The 17,182-nt window shown below is 37.5% G+C and carries 14 protein-coding genes; 4 read left to right on the top strand and 10 right to left on the bottom strand.

The window, feature by feature from the left end:
• The first annotated feature begins 189 nt into the window (after nt 1–189).
• On the top strand, nt 190–2,106 hold the full coding sequence (locus EO766_RS12980; protein ID WP_074419821.1) for a RecQ family ATP-dependent DNA helicase: 1,917 nt from the start codon (nt 190–192) through the stop codon (nt 2,104–2,106).
• Between the two features lie 147 nt (nt 2,107–2,253).
• Here the strand turns inward: EO766_RS12980 and EO766_RS12975 are convergent, their stop codons facing one another.
• Complete coding sequence (locus EO766_RS12975; protein ID WP_074419820.1) at nt 2,254–2,625, bottom strand: co-chaperone GroES; 372 nt, start codon at nt 2,623–2,625, stop codon at nt 2,254–2,256.
• Nucleotides 2,626–2,824: 199 nt separating this feature from the next.
• Here EO766_RS12975 and EO766_RS12970 point away from each other — a divergent pair, with 199 nt between their 5' ends.
• Nucleotides 2,825–3,523 carry a response regulator transcription factor gene (locus EO766_RS12970; protein ID WP_074419819.1) on the top strand — a complete coding sequence of 233 codons (699 nt, stop codon included), beginning with the start codon at nt 2,825–2,827 and terminating at the stop codon, nt 3,521–3,523.
• A 67-nt stretch (nt 3,524–3,590) separates the two neighbouring features.
• Here EO766_RS12970 and ruvB read toward each other — a convergent pair whose 3' ends face one another.
• Nucleotides 3,591–4,625 carry a Holliday junction branch migration DNA helicase RuvB gene (gene ruvB, locus EO766_RS12965; RefSeq protein ID WP_074417485.1) on the bottom strand — a complete coding sequence of 345 codons (1,035 nt, stop codon included), beginning with the start codon at nt 4,623–4,625 and terminating at the stop codon, nt 3,591–3,593.
• A gap of 128 nt (nt 4,626–4,753) precedes the next feature.
• On the opposite strand from ruvB, the gene EO766_RS12960 reads away from it, so the two are divergent.
• The gene (locus EO766_RS12960; RefSeq protein ID WP_074419818.1) at nt 4,754–5,449 is read left to right on the top strand and encodes a type 1 glutamine amidotransferase; all 696 of its coding nucleotides are present in this window, start codon (nt 4,754–4,756) and stop codon (nt 5,447–5,449) included.
• Nucleotides 5,450–5,496: 47 nt separating this feature from the next.
• On the opposite strand, the gene EO766_RS12955 is transcribed toward EO766_RS12960, so the two are convergent.
• Together EO766_RS12955 and EO766_RS12950 are read right to left on the bottom strand one after the other, a co-directional pair.
• Nucleotides 5,497–5,664, bottom strand: coding sequence for a hypothetical protein (locus tag EO766_RS12955; protein WP_176712962.1), 168 nt, complete (start codon nt 5,662–5,664; stop codon nt 5,497–5,499).
• A gap of 34 nt (nt 5,665–5,698) precedes the next feature.
• Nucleotides 5,699–6,406 carry a peptidoglycan DD-metalloendopeptidase family protein gene (locus EO766_RS12950; protein WP_074417487.1) on the bottom strand — a complete coding sequence of 236 codons (708 nt, stop codon included), beginning with the start codon at nt 6,404–6,406 and terminating at the stop codon, nt 5,699–5,701.
• 47 nt (nt 6,407–6,453) lie between these two features.
• On the opposite strand from EO766_RS12950, the gene EO766_RS12945 reads away from it, so the two are divergent.
• Complete coding sequence (locus EO766_RS12945; protein ID WP_074419817.1) at nt 6,454–9,666, top strand: S41 family peptidase; 3,213 nt, start codon at nt 6,454–6,456, stop codon at nt 9,664–9,666.
• 106 nt (nt 9,667–9,772) lie between these two features.
• On the opposite strand, the gene EO766_RS12940 is transcribed toward EO766_RS12945, so the two are convergent.
• The 6 genes from EO766_RS12940 to EO766_RS12915 all read right to left on the bottom strand — a co-directional run.
• Nucleotides 9,773–11,515: an ATP-binding protein gene (locus tag EO766_RS12940; protein ID WP_074419816.1), complete on the bottom strand. Its 1,743-nt coding sequence runs from the start codon at nt 11,513–11,515 to the stop codon at nt 9,773–9,775.
• Nucleotides 11,516–11,644: 129 nt separating this feature from the next.
• Nucleotides 11,645–12,769, bottom strand: coding sequence for a histidine kinase (locus EO766_RS12935; protein ID WP_074420583.1), 1,125 nt, complete (start codon nt 12,767–12,769; stop codon nt 11,645–11,647).
• Nucleotides 12,769–13,845, bottom strand: coding sequence for a porin (locus EO766_RS12930; protein WP_176712963.1), 1,077 nt, complete (start codon nt 13,843–13,845; stop codon nt 12,769–12,771). The genes EO766_RS12935 and EO766_RS12930 overlap by 1 nt, the downstream gene beginning before the upstream one ends.
• A gap of 46 nt (nt 13,846–13,891) precedes the next feature.
• Nucleotides 13,892–14,461 (bottom strand): potassium-transporting ATPase subunit C, encoded by a 570-nt coding sequence (locus EO766_RS12925; RefSeq protein ID WP_074417501.1) that lies wholly within the window; start codon nt 14,459–14,461, stop codon nt 13,892–13,894.
• 7 nt (nt 14,462–14,468) lie between these two features.
• Entirely contained in the window at nt 14,469–16,511 is a 2,043-nt protein-coding gene (gene kdpB / locus EO766_RS12920) for a potassium-transporting ATPase subunit KdpB (protein WP_074421055.1), read from the bottom strand.
• Nucleotides 16,512–16,523: 12 nt separating this feature from the next.
• Nucleotides 16,524–17,182 (bottom strand): potassium-transporting ATPase subunit KdpA (locus tag EO766_RS12915; protein ID WP_287101272.1); only part of this gene is annotated, 659 nt, incomplete at its 5' end.

The raw sequence follows: 17,182 nt of genomic DNA, 5'->3' as shown, positions 1-17,182 counted from the left end.
TCAATATTTATAAACACATTTATCAATGATGGAAGTATTGCAAATCAAAACAATAAGGTAAAATGATTTTCCTAAACCTGCATATTTCAATTTTTATATTTATCCGGTAAATTTCAGCGAATAATTTGCAGTTCCATGTTATTTTTATACAGTTTTTTATGAACAGATGTATTAAAGCACCGCCCAATAATGAAATCAAAGCCCATAACACCAAGAGAAGTATTGCAACAGTATTGGGGTTATTCTGATTTTAGGGGATTGCAACTGCCTATTATTGAATCGGTACTGGCAGGAAAAGATACACTGGCTTTATTACCTACCGGTGGTGGTAAATCAATTTGCTTTCAGGTACCCACATTAATGAAAGGGGGTATGGCGCTTGTAATTTCGCCATTAATTGCATTGATGAACGATCAGGTAGCCAGACTCAATCAATTGGGCATCGCCGCTACTACCATTGAAAGCGGCCTTAGCTATTTTGAAATACAATTACTTTTAGAAAAAGCAGTAGATGGTAAATTTTCTTTTTTATATGTATCGCCGGAGCGTTTACAAAATAAACTCTTTCTTCTTTTTTTACCCGATTTACCTATTGGTGTTGTAGTAATAGATGAAGCGCATTGCATTTCACAATGGGGGTATGATTTCAGGCCATCCTATCTGCAAATTGCAAAACTGAAGCATTACATTAATGCAGTACCATTTATTGCATTAACCGCATCTGCTACTTTACCGGTGCAACAAGATATTATTCAGCAACTACAATTAGTGCAAACAGCTGTATTTAAACAATCCTTTACCAGACCTGCACTTTCGTATACTGCATATGAAACAGATAGTAAAATCAATAAAGTTATTGAAATTCTGCAGAAGGTACCCGGTAGCAGTATTGTGTATTGCAGTACCCGAAAGCAGACCAAAGATGTAGCACATTTGTTACAATTACAGGGCTTTTCAGCCGATTTTTATCATGCGGGATTATCTAAAGAAGAAAGAAACCAAAAGCAATTCAACTGGATTCAAAATAAAACACGCATTATGGTTTGTACCAATGCCTTTGGAATGGGTATTGACAAACCGGATGTAAGAACGGTTATTCATTACAACATCCCCGACTGCATTGAAAACTATTATCAGGAGGCAGGCAGGGCAGGCCGCGATAACCAAAAAGCCTATGCTGTTTTGTTATATCATCCCGACGATTTACAGCAATTAGTTCAACTACCTGAAAAACGTTTCCCTCCGGTTGAAATCATTCGGAAAATTTATCAGGGACTAGCCGATTATCTGCAAATACCGGTTGGTATTGGGCAGGGCAACTATTATGATTTTGATATAGAAAATTTTGTACAGTATTTTAAATTAGATGCCGCTACAGTATTTAATGTTTTAAAAGTATTGGAACAGGAGGGGCATTTATTATTCAATGAATCGGTATTTGCACCATCGCAGGCAGGGTTTAAAGTAGACAAAGAGGTATTATTTGAATTTCAGAAAAACTTTCCTGCATTAGAAAAAATAACGCAAACATTGTTGAGAACCTATCAGGGAATATTAGATAACCGTGTTTCTATTTATGAAAGGCAAATTGCCAAAATTGCACGCATCAGTTATGATACAGTAACCGAACATCTGCATCAGTTGCAACAGTATGGCATCATAGAATATTTGCCACAGAAAGATACCCCACAAATTTTTATGTTATTGAACCGGGCACCGGCTGCTTCCCTACACATCAATTATGAACAATACCATGCCAGAAAACAACAGTACAGCCAACGTATTCAATCCATCATAGCCTACGCAAAAGAAACCAAAAACTGCCGCAGCAATATAATTGCCCGATATTTTTCAGATGAATCCAATCAACGGTGTGGCATTTGCGATAATTGTTTACGAACCAATCACCAACATTTAAGTACAAAAGACTTTAAAAAAATTGAACGGGAAATCATGAATGCAATCCCACAACATGGGATTGCGTTGGCTAACTTAAAAGCCCTGTTCCCAAATGAAATGGAAAAACAATTTCATGAAGTACTGCAAAGTTTATTGGATGCCGCATACATTACAATAGATGCACAAAATGGTGTAACTAAAAAATAATTACCACTCCCGGCCCAAAGTGTTTTTTAAAATTTCAGCCAATGATGCTGTTTCCCTTCCGGTTGCATCTGCAATGATTCCGGTTTTTCTAAAATTTGCAAAGGCAGCCAAATAACTTAAAGACTAAATTGCACTGCAACCTGCCATTTATAAATCCTCTTCCCTTTCCAGCATTAAAATGGCATGCTGCGGAACTATAAAATATTTTTCGCCTTCATAGATTAATTCAGTGGCACCATTTAATAAAAATAAAGCCAAATCACCTTCACGTGCCTGTAAAGGAATGTATTTTACCTGTTCTTCCTCTGTTTTCCAGGGTTCGTTTTCAACAGGTAGCGGAATGGCATAACCCGGTCCTGTTTTAATGATATAACCTTGTTGTACTTTTTCTTTTTCCTGTACACCGGGGGGTAAATACAATCCGCTGGAGGTTTGTTCATTCGGTTTAGAAGGTTTAATTAAAACCCTGTCGCCAATAATAATGAGCTTTTTCAATTTGTTGTCCTGCGTTATCATCATATACACTAATTTTCTTCACTTAAAAACAAGCTAAAGTAGCAACTGTTAACGGGTTTTGAAAAATTCTTGTGTAACAACCACAAAAATAGTAATATCTTTAGCAGAATGAAAGCAGCTTTTTAACAAAAGATTGCGCCGGCAATCAAGTTAATTATTGCTGTAATGAACTTTATTTGAATACTTAAAAATAAGAATGGTTATGGAAGAAAAAAAGAAATACAAAATTTTGCTCTGCGAAGACGATACCAATCTGGGTATGGTACTTAAAAATTATTTGGAACTGAATGATTATGAAGTGGTATTGGAAAGAGATGGCCGATTAGGCTTAGCCGCTTTTCAGCGGGAAAAATTTGATATTTGCCTGTTAGATGTAATGATGCCTAACGTAGATGGGTTTACGCTAGCTGAAGAAATTCGTGATGTTGACCCCGATATACCTCTCTTCTTTTTAAGTGCCAAAACCATGAAAGAAGATGTAGTGCAGGGCTATCGTTTAGGTGCCGATGATTATATTACCAAGCCTTTTGACAGCGAAGTACTGCTACTGAAAATAAAAGCCATTTTAAAAAGGAATGAAGAAGAAAACCGCATTAGCGATAATATAGAATTTGATTTAGGCTCTTATCATTTCAATCCAAAACTGAGAGAGTTATCGCATAACGGTCAAACCCATACGCTTTCACCCAAAGAAAACGAATTATTAAAAATGCTGGCAGAGCATAAAAATGATTTATTGCCTCGTGAAAGGGCTTTGAAGAAAATTTGGGGCAGCGATACCTATTTCAATGGCAGAAGCATGGATGTATACATAGCCAAACTGCGTAAGTACCTAAAAGATGATACCAATATTGAAATTGTAAACATTCATGGCAATGGTTTCAGATTGGTAGCGCCATAATGCCAAAAGCATATTCGATTTTTATGCAAAAATGCCACTCGCTTGAATGAAGTGGCATTTTTTATGCTTATTCGTTAAATAAACCGGGCTGTGTACCCTTGGGCTTATGTTTGCCTAAATGTTGGTAAGCTTTGGCAGTTACCTCTCTGCCCCTTGGTGTTCGTTGCAAAAAACCTTCCTGTATTAAAAAAGGTTCATATACTTCTTCAATGGTACCCGATTCCTCACCAACAGCGGTTGCAATAGTAGTAATACCTACCGGCCCGCCTTTAAATTTTTCAATGATGGTTAACAAAATCCGATTATCCATATCATCTAAACCATACTCATCTACATTCAATGCTTTTAATGCATGTTGTGTAATGCCAATATCAATCATTCCGTCATTCAATACCTGGGCAAAATCGCGTACCCTGCGCAATAAACCATTGGCAATACGTGGGGTTCCCCGGCTGCGCCGGGCTATTTCAGCAGCAGCTTCTTCCGAAACAGGCACATGCAATATAACAGCACTGCGTTGTATAATTTTTTGAAGCGTAGCTGCATTATAATATTCCAACCGCGATTTTATACCAAAACGGGAAAGCAAGGGTGCCGTTAATAAACCACTGCGGGTAGTGGCACCCACCAACGTAAAGGGGTTGATGTTGAGTTGTATGCTTCTTGCATTGGGGCCACTATCAATCATAATATCAATCCTGAAATCTTCCATGGCCGCATACAAGTATTCTTCTACCACAGTACTTAACCGGTGTATTTCATCAATAAACAAAACATCATTGGGTTCCAGATTGGTTAATAAGCCGGCCAAATCGCCGGGTTTTTCAATAACCGGACCACTGGTTTCACGGATGTTTACGCCCAGTTCGTTGGCTACAATTCTGCTTAAAGTGGTTTTACCCAACCCTGGGGGGCCATGAAAAAGTATATGATCCAATGCCTCTCCGCGAATTTTTGCCGCTTTAATAAAGATAATCAAATTTTCTATCAACTGCGGTTGCCCCGAAAAGTCATCCAGCTCATTGGGCCGTATGGTATTTTCAAACTCCTTATCGGGCTGGTTTAACTGTTCTTTGCTACTATCTAAATTAGGATTTGACATTGTGTGTGTGATGCAATAATTTTATAAAGTAAATATTTTCTGAGCATATCATCTGCATTATGGCTTCAGTGAAGCTTTTTTGCCGGAATATGCATGGGTAAAACTACAAAAACAATAGCTACGAAGTTATGCGAGTTCATTTCATACAGCATGTTTCTTTTGAAAATCCGGGCAGTTTACTGCAATGGGCTAAAAATATGGGGCATCAAATTCATATAACCCGTGTGTTCAATGAAGAACCCTTCCCTGAGCCAGATCAATATGATATGCTGATTGTAATGGGTGGCCCTATGGGTATATATCAGGAAAAAAAGTTTAAATGGATGACTGCCGAAAAAACCTGTATTGAACAAGCCATCCACGCTGCAAAGAAAGTGCTGGGCATTTGCCTGGGCAGTCAGCTCATTGCTTCCGTTTTAGGTGCCGGCGTGTATGCGCATGTTCAACAGGAAATTGGCTGGTGGCCTATTTATTCTTCCAATCCACATCCATTAGCACAACTATTGCCACAAGCTTTTCATGGCTTTCATTGGCATGGCGATACGTTTGACCTTCCGGCTAATGCAGTTTCGCTTTTTCATTCAGATGCCTGTACACAGCAGGGTTTCATTTATCAAAACCAAGTATTGGCATTACAATTTCATCCTGAAATAGAAATGCATCTTTTATTGCAAATGTTACAACATGGCAAACATGAACTCATCAATGCCCCTTTTGTGCAAACAGAACATGCTATCATTAAGCAAACAGAAAAATTCTTGCCACAACAATATCCATTCCTGATAAAGCTGCTGGATATGTTTTTAAAAGACCAATTTGAATAGTTTATTCTTCTTCAATACCTGCCTGCTTTGCATGGTGTTATACCTGATTATTCATGCGATGCTGCATGTTCTGTATTTGCATGTGTTGTTGGCGGATGATATGGGCCTTTACATTGTGCCATGAGTACCAAAAAACAGAAAACAACTGCAAATGATAAAAAAATGGTGAGGGTAAATTTTTTAGTATCTTCTTCCTGGTGTATTTGATGTGACATGTAATGGTTTTTTCGCAAATTTAAACAGAAGAAATTAAAAATCAACCACAGCATAACGCTGCATTTGTAAAATTACATCTGGATTGGGGCAATTTTGGGCATAGTGGTGCAGTTGATTGGCTGCACAAACACCAGGGTAATCACCTTTATAATCTTCCATATCTAACATTAACTGAAAATGAAGATGCGGTGGCCAATAACCATTTTCTTCCGGAACACCCAACCAGGCAAAATTTTCTCCTTGCTTTATCAGTTGCCCTTCTGAAACACGGCTCAAACTTTTTAAAGCCAAATGGCCATACAAACTATAAAATTGTAGTTCATGAATATGGTGCGTTAATATAATGGTAGCACCATAATCGCCATAGGCTCTATTGAAAGCAAAACTATGTACTGTGCCGGCTAAGGGTGCCATTACGGGTGTACCTTCTCTTCCCCAAATATCTATTCCTAAATGAATACGGCGGGGTGCAGTACCATCAAACACTGAGCTACGGGCATAAATATTGCGGTGTTCCAAATAGCCGCCAATACCATATTTTGCTTTTGCCTGCCGCAAAACACCATTCACGGTTGTTGCAAACAAAGCCACATTTTCCACTACTTCTTTGCGCCAAATATCATTTTTTGCTGTAAAATCCATTGCTAATAATTTGTCGGAAAACGCCTGAAAAGGCACTATGGAAGCAAAGCTGGTTTGTAGCGGCTGTATCCGTTCATAAAAATCTGTAAGGCTATCCATTTTGCGTGATTATCTTTAATGCTCTGATAAAAATAAAACTAAATGCCATGCAGAAATTTATCTTTTTCATGATGCTGTTAGGTTACAGCATTATAGGTTCTTCGCAAAACAATCCACCCTTGTGGTTACGTTACCCGGCTATTAGCCCTGACGGCAATACCATTGTATTTGGTTATAAAGGCGATTTATACAGTGTACCTGCCACCGGTGGCACTGCCATCCCGTTAACACTAAATGAATCGCAGGAAGAAATGCCGGTTTGGAGTCATGATGGAAAAAGTATTGCCTTTGCCTCTGACCGTTATGGAAATTTTGATGTGTTTGTAATGCCTGCGAATGGCGGCGAAGCAAAACGCATCACTTTTAACTCAGCCAATGATTTTCCATGGGATTTTTCGCCCGACAATACCAAAGTGATTTTTGGAAGTAGCCGAAATGATTTGAATACATCTGTTCGTTTTCCACAAAAAGCGTTGTTCTTAAAATTGTATGATGTGCCAGTAAGCGGCGGCAGAAACATTCTTTTAAATACTGCCGGCACTGAAGACGTGCATTACAGCAATGATGGAAAAGAAATTGTGTTCCAGGATAGAAAAGGGTATGAAGACCCCTGGCGTAAACACCAAACCAGTAGCGTAACGCGTGATATTTGGTTGTACAACTTCCAAACAAAAAATTATAGAAAATTAACGAGTTTTATTGGCGAAGACAGAGAGCCTGTTTTTTCAGCCGACAACCAATATGTGTATTATCTAAGCGAGAAAAACGGTACACAGAATATTTATAAAATGCCTTTGCAATTAAAAATAGCAGAACAGCAATTGACCGATTTTAAAGATTATCCGGTCAGACATCTTTCCCGCTCTAACAACAACACCCTTTGTTTTTCCTGGAATGGTGAAATATATACGCTGAAGCCGGATGGTAAACCGGAAAAAGTAAACATCATCATTAACGCAGATACCAGGGGCAATGTTGAAAAAAATGTAACCATTAATGGTGGCGCCACTGAAATGAGTGTATCGCCTAACGGTAAGGAAATTGCGTTTGTATTTAGGGGCGAAGTATTTGTAACCAGTACCGATGGTAGTTATACCAAACGCATTACCAATACACCACAACAGGAAAGAATGGTGGCATTTGCACCCGATGGAAGAAGTTTATATTATGCAGCAGAAAGGGGTAACAGCTGGGATATTTTAAAAGCGACCATTGCCCGTAAAGATGAGCCTTATTTTTATGCTGCTACTTTAATTAAAGAAGAGCCGATAATTGCTACCGAGAAGGAAGAATTTCAACCCATGCCCTCGCCGGATGGTAAAAAAATTGCTTATTTAGAAGAACGGAATATACTGCGGGTATTTGATATAGCCACCAAAACAAGTACCACTATTTTACCGGCAGGCCAAAATTTTTCTTACAGCGATGGCGATCAACGATATGAATGGAGCCCGGATAGCAAATGGATAGCCGTTAGAAGCAGTAAAGGTGTTTTTGGTTTAAGCGGCGGTGCTATATTGGTATTTAAAGCAGATGGCACTGATGCCACCGGCACCGATGTTACCCAAAGTGGTTTTAGTAATAACCGCCAGCAATGGGCAATGGGCGGTAAAGCCTTGCTCTTTACCTCTGATAAAGAAGGTAAGCGCTCATTGGCTATACAGGGGCCTAAAGAAGCTGATGTTTATGCTTTATTCTTTAACAAAGCAGCTTATGATCAATTTCAACTGAATAAAGAAGATGCAGCCTTATTAAAAGAAAAAGAAAACAAGGATACCATTAAAAAGAAAGAAAACATAGTATTGGATTTTAGCAACATAGATCATCAGAAAGTAAGGCTTACCAATGCTTCCATGAATTTGGATGATTATAAATTATCGGCCGATGGCAGCAAATTGTTTTTATTAGCCCGATTTGAGCAAGGCGCCAATTTATGGCAAATGGATACCCGTACAAAAGAAATGAAGCTGCTTACCAAATTAAGCAGTGGGGGTAATATGGAATTGAGCAAAGATGGTAAACAATTATTTGTTTTAGGCGGCGGTAAGTTGATGAAAGTAGATGTAGAAGACGGCAAGGTAACCCCCGTTACTATTAACGGCGAAATGATTTTAAATACTGCCGGTGAACGTGCCTATATATTTCAACATGCCTGGCGCCAGGTAGAAAAGAAATTTTACGACCCCAAATTACATGGCGTTAACTGGGCAATGTACAAAACAGATTATGCCCGTTTTCTACCCCACATCAATAACAACTACGACTTCCAGGAATTGTTAAGCGAATTATTGGGCGAACTAAATGCCTCGCATACGGGTGGCCGTTATACACCCCGCAACCCCGATGGCGACAATACCGCCTCATTAGGTTTATTTTATAATGAAATGAAAGGCGGCAATGGATTAGAAATTACAGAAGTGATAAAAGGCGGACCTGTTGATAAAGCCTCCAGCAAAATAAAAGCAGGCGATATAATCATGGCTATTGACGGTGAAAATATTACCGATACCAACGACTGGAATATTTTTTTAAACAGAAAAGCAGGTAAAAATGTTTTGTTGCAGGTGTATAATCCTGCTACTAAAACCACTTGGGAAGAGACTGTTAAACCCATTACCGTTAGTGAAGAAAATACACTATTATACAAACGCTGGACCAACACCATGTCTGAAATGGTTAACAAACTGAGTAACGGACAAATAGGTTATGTACACATACAAGGTATGAACGATGCGAGTTACAGAGAGTTTTTTGATAAGGTTATGGGGAAAAACTACAACAAAAAAGCACTGATTGTAGATACCCGTTTTAATGGCGGAGGCTGGCTGCATGATGATTTGGTTACTTTCTTGAAAGGGAAACAATACCTCAGCTTTGCACCATATGGCTTTAAAGCAGAAGGTGGTGAACCCGCAGGCAAATGGACGAAACCCAGTTGTGTGTTAATGAGCGAAAGCAATTATAGCGATGCATTTTTATTTCCCTATGCTTACCGCGCCAATGGTATTGGTAAATTGATTGGCAAACCGGTACCCGGCACCGGTACTGCCGTTTGGTGGGAAACACAAATAGACCCTACCATTGTTTTTGGCATACCCATGATTGCTACCATTGGTAAAGAAGGGCGCCCAACAGAAAACCTGCAAATCAATCCGGATATTGATGTAGATAATCCGTACAATGATGTATTGTTTGGAACAGATGATCAGTTGGCGGCAGCAGTAAAAGAAATGCTGAAAGAAACCACAGCCAATCAATAATAATAACGGTACCGTATATTATTTCAATAGAGGCCGTCTCAAAACTATTTGAGGCGGTCTTTTTATTTTGTATAAATTTCTAAGTTCAAATAATAGGTGCAATTTTTTAAATATTTGTATTTACGACAGGTAGTATAAACCAAAAGGTACTTCCAGAGCCAAAATCACTGATAACATGAATGCTGCCACCCTGTGCTTCCATAAATTCTTTACATATACTAAGCCCTAAACCGGTTCCTTCATTTCTATTGCCGGGTATACGAAAATAGCGATCAAAAATTTTATTGATGTATTGCGGTGCAATACCAATACCAAAATCTTGTACCGAAAACTGAAAATTATTGTTGATTTGCTGTACCTTAATTTCAACAATTGAGTTATCGTAAGAATACCTAATGGCATTAGAAATGAGGTTCGACAATACCCATGCTGTTCTGTCTTTATCAGCCATTACCTCAGGTAAATTTTCGGGTAAATGAATGTTTAAATGAATATTTTTCTGTGATGCCATTTTTTGATTGGCTTCAATAGCATATTGTACAATTTCATAAGGAGTACATGGAGCAACAGAAAGCTCAATTGCCCCACTCTCTAATTGCGATAAATTTAACAACTCACCGGTTATTTTTAGTAATCTTGTGGCATCCTCTTTTATACTTTCAACAAGGCTTATTTGTTCTTCATTTAAAGTTCCGAGTTGTTTTTTACCAAGTAACTCAACACTCAATTGTATGGAGGATAAAGGCGTTTTCAATTCATGTGAAATGGTTGCAATAAAATTTGTTTTTGCAAAATCTAACTCTTTATAAGGGGTAATATTTTGCAGCAGAATTACATTACCTATCAATTTTTCTTCAGTTTCTCCGGTTGGAATAATTCTGATGGGTATAATTTCTTTTTCGAAGTAACTTTCTTTATTATTAGCATATATTTTTATAGGTTGTTTCTTAATACTTTCATTCTTTGTTTCTACAAACATCTCATGTACCAGATTTCTAATCAGGTCATTTTTAACAGCTATATCCTGAACCGGTTTTCCCATTACATCTGTATTCTTTAACCCGGTTATTTGTAAAGCCGTATTATTCATAAATAAAATTCTTTTTTGCTCATCTAAACCAATAATCGGATCTTCCAAATTATCAATGAGTGTTTCAATTCGTTTTTTGGCCATCATCAGTTTATCGATATTACTAAGCTGATATTCCTCTAATTTTTCTGCCATAGTATTAAATGATGATGCCAGCTCTGCAAATTCATCATGCCCCGAAAAATGAACCCTTTGTGAATAATTTTGTGCTGCAATCTGTTTAATACTATCGGTTAATTCACGGATAGGATTGGCAATGCTGCCCGGCAAATTAACAAACATTACAAATGCTGCTAAAAAACAAATAGTACCTGCTAAAGTTATCCAGAATACAGATTTTTGAGCGGTTAAATTAGCAATATTGCTTTTGCGTTGAATGGCTTGCATATTTAACAGCATAATATCGGTAATATCATTTCTAATTTGCTTTAATAAACCTGAATCTTTTGGATTTGCCATTAACTGTTGAAAATGAGAGGTTAAATGACTGGTTAATTCATCCTCGCCAATTTCTGTAATATTATGTTGTTGATGTTGCAGGCTATTTAAAAAAAGTTTAAGATTATCTTTTTGTTCTATACCATTATTTAATGCAATTTCCATATTCCTGGAATAATCAATTGTATTGTAGTTGGCAACGAGAATATTTTTTGAATCGGAAGACAATTTATTGATGTAGAAAATACTCAAAGCAGTAAGCAGAATTATCATTCCAAATAACAATCCTATTCCAATTGACAATTTCACCTTCGTTTTCATCTGTTATAGTTTGATTTTAGCTACTTGAAAAATAACTCAATCATTTTCCCGATTGGTATGCAGCTTTTATTATGGCTCATTTCATGTTGTTTAATTTGTTGTCATTACTTTTTTGGAATAATGAATGCTTTAACTCAATATAACCAGATCTATTTTGCTGGAAGATAATTTTTTTAATAATTCATTAAAAACATTGGTAACCAGTATTAAACGAAACAAACTGAGATGGGGTTTGCCAATACAAATGGTGGTAATAAAACGTTCTTCAGATTGTTCAATAATTGTTTTAGCAATATTGTTATTAGATACTTTTATGATTTCTGCCCCTAATTCAGTAGCTATTTTAAAATTGTTGATTAAGTGTCGCTGTTTATCTAATGGTATGCGTTCCGGACTTTCTTTTGGCGTTTGCACATATAATACATACCATTTTGAATTATAATAATTGGCCAATCGTGCTGTTTTGCGAATAACCGTTTTAGCAGTATGCTCATTAGAACTGATACAGGCTAAAAATCGTTCATGTTTTAGTGCATTGCTTTTTATAACTTCTGTTTCAACTTTTCTTTCAACCTGCGAAGCTACCTCTTTCAATGCCAATTCTCTTAATTGCAAAATATGTTCACTCTGAAAAAAATTTTTCAGTGCTGCGGCTATTTTATCTGATGTATAAATTTTACCTTCTTTTAATCGGCTAATCAATTCATCGGCTGTAAGATCAATGTTAACTACTTCATCTGCCAGATTCAGCACACTATCGGGTATTCGTTCTTTTACTTCAATACCAGTAATTTTTTTTACTTCTTCATTCAGGCTTTCAATGTGTTGAATATTTACAGCACTAATTACACTAATTCCTGCATCTAAAATATCTAAAACATCCTGCCATCTTTTTTCATTTTTGCTTCCCTCAATATTGGTATGGGCCAGTTCGTCTATAATTACTACTTCAGGTCTTAACTGCATAATGGCAGCAACATCTAACTCTTCTAACTCCTTTCCTTTGTAAAATAATTTTCGTCGGGGTATTTGTGGAAGCCCTACTAACAATGCTTCCGTTTCCTTACGTTGGTGTGTTTCTATATAACCAATTTTTATATCGATACCATTTTTTAACAGGGCATGTGCTTCCTGTAACATCCGGTATGTTTTTCCTACACCTGCACTCATGCCAATGTAAATTTTAAATTTACCGCGTTTCGACTTTTTAATCAAGTCTAAAAAATGTTGTACTGTTTCTTCTTTGCCCGGCATTATAATACAATTGAAATAGAAGTGGTCATTGCAAAATTGTTATGAACAGGTATATTATTATTTTCGAAATAGGTTTCAGCGGCATAAAAATCTCTTGCCTCTATTCTCCATAAAAGTTTTGAACTAATAGCTCTATCATAATTAATGGAATATCCAAATGTTTTAAAACCATTTTGAAAATTTGCAGGAATAATAACATTATCAGGATCTGCATAATATTCTATTCTTGCAGCCCATACATTTTTTGGAGATGGTTTCCATTGTGCAATACATACGTAAGAATACCAATGATTGAAGGCATGACTTCCGGTTGATTTTTGTTGAAAACCTATATCAAAGCCTGCTGTAATACCCCATTGTTGTGTTAGCTGAAATATACCATACAAATTATGAAAATAACGCATTGCACGAATGCTGTCAGGAAGTATATTGCCTATAAATGAACTACTGTTGAGGGTAATATTTGATGTGGGTTTAAATGTAATTTGATGGCCAAAAGCAGGTGTATTATTGCCATTGATTCTGCTTATATTTTGCCAGCCGTTCAACAATAATAGAGCCATATACCATTTTTGGTTGGGTGTAGTATATGCTACCCTTACACCACTTTCATAATAGGGTGTATTCTCCGCCAAAATACTTCTGGAGAGTGTCCAACAATCTTTTCCAATAGCACTTTCAAAACCGATATGTGAAGCAAAAATACCGGCATCTGCCCAAATATCCTTTTTGCGGGATAGCTTTATGCCTATATTAGCTTCAAAAATATTTTTAAATACTCCATTTTCTGTTGAAAGATTGGCATTCATATAAGTTCCTGTAGCAAAAGCAAGATTTGCCCTTACCTTATTTTCAGTAATAGCAGCTTTTAAAAATCCAAGATTCAAATTTACCTCATTGTGTTGGTTGTAGCTATATAAAAAAGCAGGTCTGTTATGGTTAGGCGGATTTACAAAATCATAAGCATAATATACATCCAAATAGCCACTAAGTTGTAGCTTTTGATTCAATGAATCGTTTTGGGCATGGGCATAACCTGTAATTATATAAACGGATAGAAACATAATTTTCTTCATGTACCAGTTCATTTTACATTCTTGCATGCATAGCTGATGTATCTCTTTAATGGTTTGTCAAGGAATCTAAAGCAATGTTAAGCGCCAATACATTCACAGATTCGGGTCCAAAAATTCCTAACAAGGGTTTATCGGTATGCTGCCGCACCAATGATTCAATAATAGTTTTAGGAATATGTCTTATTTGGGCAATTCTGTTTACCTGTATCATAGCAGATTGCACAGCAATATGAGGATCTAAGCCGCTACCACTTGCGGTAACCAAATCAGACGGTATAGCCGATGCTGGAACACCGGGATGATGGACTTGGAATGAATCAACATGTTGTTGTACCGAAAGCAAATAATCCGGATTATTGGGCCCTTTATTACTTGCACCTGCTGCTGCTGCTGCATTATAATTAACAGCAGAAGGTCTTGACCAAAAATATTTATCATCTGAAAATTTTTGTCCGATATTCCGGTACATTTTTTTTCCATGCACCATCCATACTGCAGCCTCTCCTTTATCAGGCGTAATCTGAGCAACGCACCATACTAATGCAGTATACATTACAGAAAAAAGCAGCAAGCAAACCAATGTTAAACGAATGGCAGGTAATAAATAGTATTTCATAAAATGTTTATATAAAATTTGCAACAACAATATCAATGATTTTAATGCCCACAAAAGGAACAATAATTCCCCCCAGTCCGTATATCAGTAAATTACGCCGCAGCAGTGCGCTAGCACCAATAGGTTTATAGGCTACACCGCGCAATGCCAGTGGAATGAGCAGCGGTATAATAATGGCATTAAAAATAACTGCAGAAAGAATAGCGCTCTGCGGGCTATGCAAATGCATGATATTCATTCCCTGTAGGGCAGGTATATAGGTAATGAACAATGCGGGCACAATTGCAAAGTATTTTGCAACGTCGTTTGCAATACTAAAGGTTGTTAAAGTGCCGCGTGTCATTAATAATTGTTTTCCAATTTCAACTACTTCAATCAATTTTGTAGGGTCATTATCGAGATCTACCATATTACCGGCTTCTTTGGCTGCCTGTGTTCCACTGTTCATAGCTACCCCTACATCTGCCTGAGCCAATGCCGGTGCATCGTTGGTGCCATCTCCCATCATTGCAACCAGCCTTCCTGAAGCCTGTTCTATTTTTATATAATTCATTTTATCTTCCGGCTTTGCTTCAGCAATAAAATCATCCACACCTGCTTTTTCAGCTATAAACCTGGCTGTTAACGGATTATCGCCGGTAACCATAACTGTTTTAATACCCATCTTCCGTAAACGCTCAAACCTTTCTTTAATACCTGTTTTAATAATATCCTGCAATTCTATAACCCCCATTACTTTCTCATTTTCAGCAACCACCAATGGTGTACCACCTTTACTTGAAATGGATTGAACAGTTGCATGTACATATTCAGGAAATGTATTTCCTGCATTTTCACAAATTTTTCGGATAGCATCTGCTGCACCTTTTCTGATACGCATATCATCTATATCAATACCCGAACATCTGGTTTCTGCAGTAAATGGAATGAAACGTGGGTTGTTGAGTTGCATCATCGCAGTATCTAATGCGGCTAATTCAATAATCGATTTTCCTTCGGGCGTTTGATCGGAAACCGAACTCATTACAACCAGTTTCTTAAAATAATCGGGGTCAACATTTGTGGCCGGATAAAATTGAGTTGCTTTTCTGTTTCCAATGGTAATGGTACCTGTTTTATCTAATAGTAACACATCAATATCGCCGGCAGTTTCTACTGCTTTGCCGCTTTTGGTAATTACATTGGCTTTCAATGCACGATTCATCCCTGCAATTCCTATTGCTGATAACAACCCACCAATGGTAGTAGGTATCAGGCAAACAAATAAGGCAATAAAAGCGGCAATGGTAATAGGTGTATGCGCATAATCTGCAAATGATTTTAAAGTAACTGTAACAATGATAAAAACCAGTGTAAAACCTGCCAATAAAATGGTTAATGCAATCTCGTTGGGTGTTTTTTGGCGTGAAGCACCTTCCACTAAAGCAATCATTTTATCTAAAAAACTTTCGCCCGGTTCACTGGTTACCTTTACTTTAATTGTATCGCTAAGCACTTTTGTTCCGCCTGTAACGCTGCTTTTATCGCCACCCGCTTCTCTAATTACAGGTGCACTTTCACCGGTAATAGCACTTTCATCAATGGTTGCCAGGCCTTCTACTATTTCCCCATCGGCAGGAATAATATCATCTGTTTCACATATAAAAATATCCCCTTTTTTTAATTTGGAAGCCGGAACAACAATCATTTCATTCACATACATTTCGCCTACCGGCAATATTAATTTGGCGGGTGTGTCTTCCCTTGTTTTCCGCAAACTGTTGGCTTGTGCTTTACCCCTTGCCTCGGCTATGGCTTCGGCAAAATTGGCAAACAGCAAAGTAATGAACAGTAATAATGTAATTACCAAATTGTAAGTTAAACTTCCCTGACCATTCGCTCCGCCGGCAATCCAGATACATACTCCTCCCATTACTACGGTTCCTACCCAAACGGTAAACATGACCGGATTTAAAATCATGGTAGCAGGATTTAATTTCAGGAATGACTGCTTTAATGCACCGGCCAATAATGCTTTATTTAAAAATTGTTTAGATGCAATATGATTCATTTGAATATATTTTTAATGAAAGGAAAAATATTCAGCAACAGGCCCTAAAGCCAAAGATGGAAAAAATGATAAAGCTGCAACAATTATAATAACGGCCATTACCATTAAGCCGAAGGTAACCGTATCGGTTTTTAACGTACCGGCACTTTCAGGAATATATTTTTTTTGTGCCAGTAAACCGGCAATAGCTACCGGCCCAATGATGGGCAAATACCTCGATAACAGCATTACAATGCCATCCGAAATATTCCACCAGGGAGTATTGGCTCCAAGCCCTGCAAATTCGCTACCGTTATTGGCACTGGCAGAAGTAAATTCATATAACATTTCGCTAAAGCCATGAAAACCCGGATTAGAAAGCCAGCCCGCATATTCAGCAGGATGATGCGCATATAAATAAGCAGCAATGGCTGTACCCGATAATATTAAAAATGGATGAATCAAAGCAATAATCATCGCTATTTTCATTTCTTTTGCTTCAATTTTTTTACCCATCAGTTCGGGTGTTCTGCCTACCATTAATCCACTGATAAATACAGCCAGTATCATGAAAATATAAAAGTTTAAAAAGCCTACGCCAATACCCCCATAAAAAGCATTTACCATCATTCCCAACATGGTACACATGCCGGCAAGCGGCATAAAACTATCATGCATCGCATTTACAGAAC

It is taken from the genome of Hydrotalea sp. AMD (assembly GCF_004100315.1).
GTDB classification, from domain to species: domain Bacteria; phylum Bacteroidota; class Bacteroidia; order Chitinophagales; family Chitinophagaceae; genus Hydrotalea; species Hydrotalea flava.
This window is presented reverse-complemented; position numbering and strand designations above follow the sequence as displayed.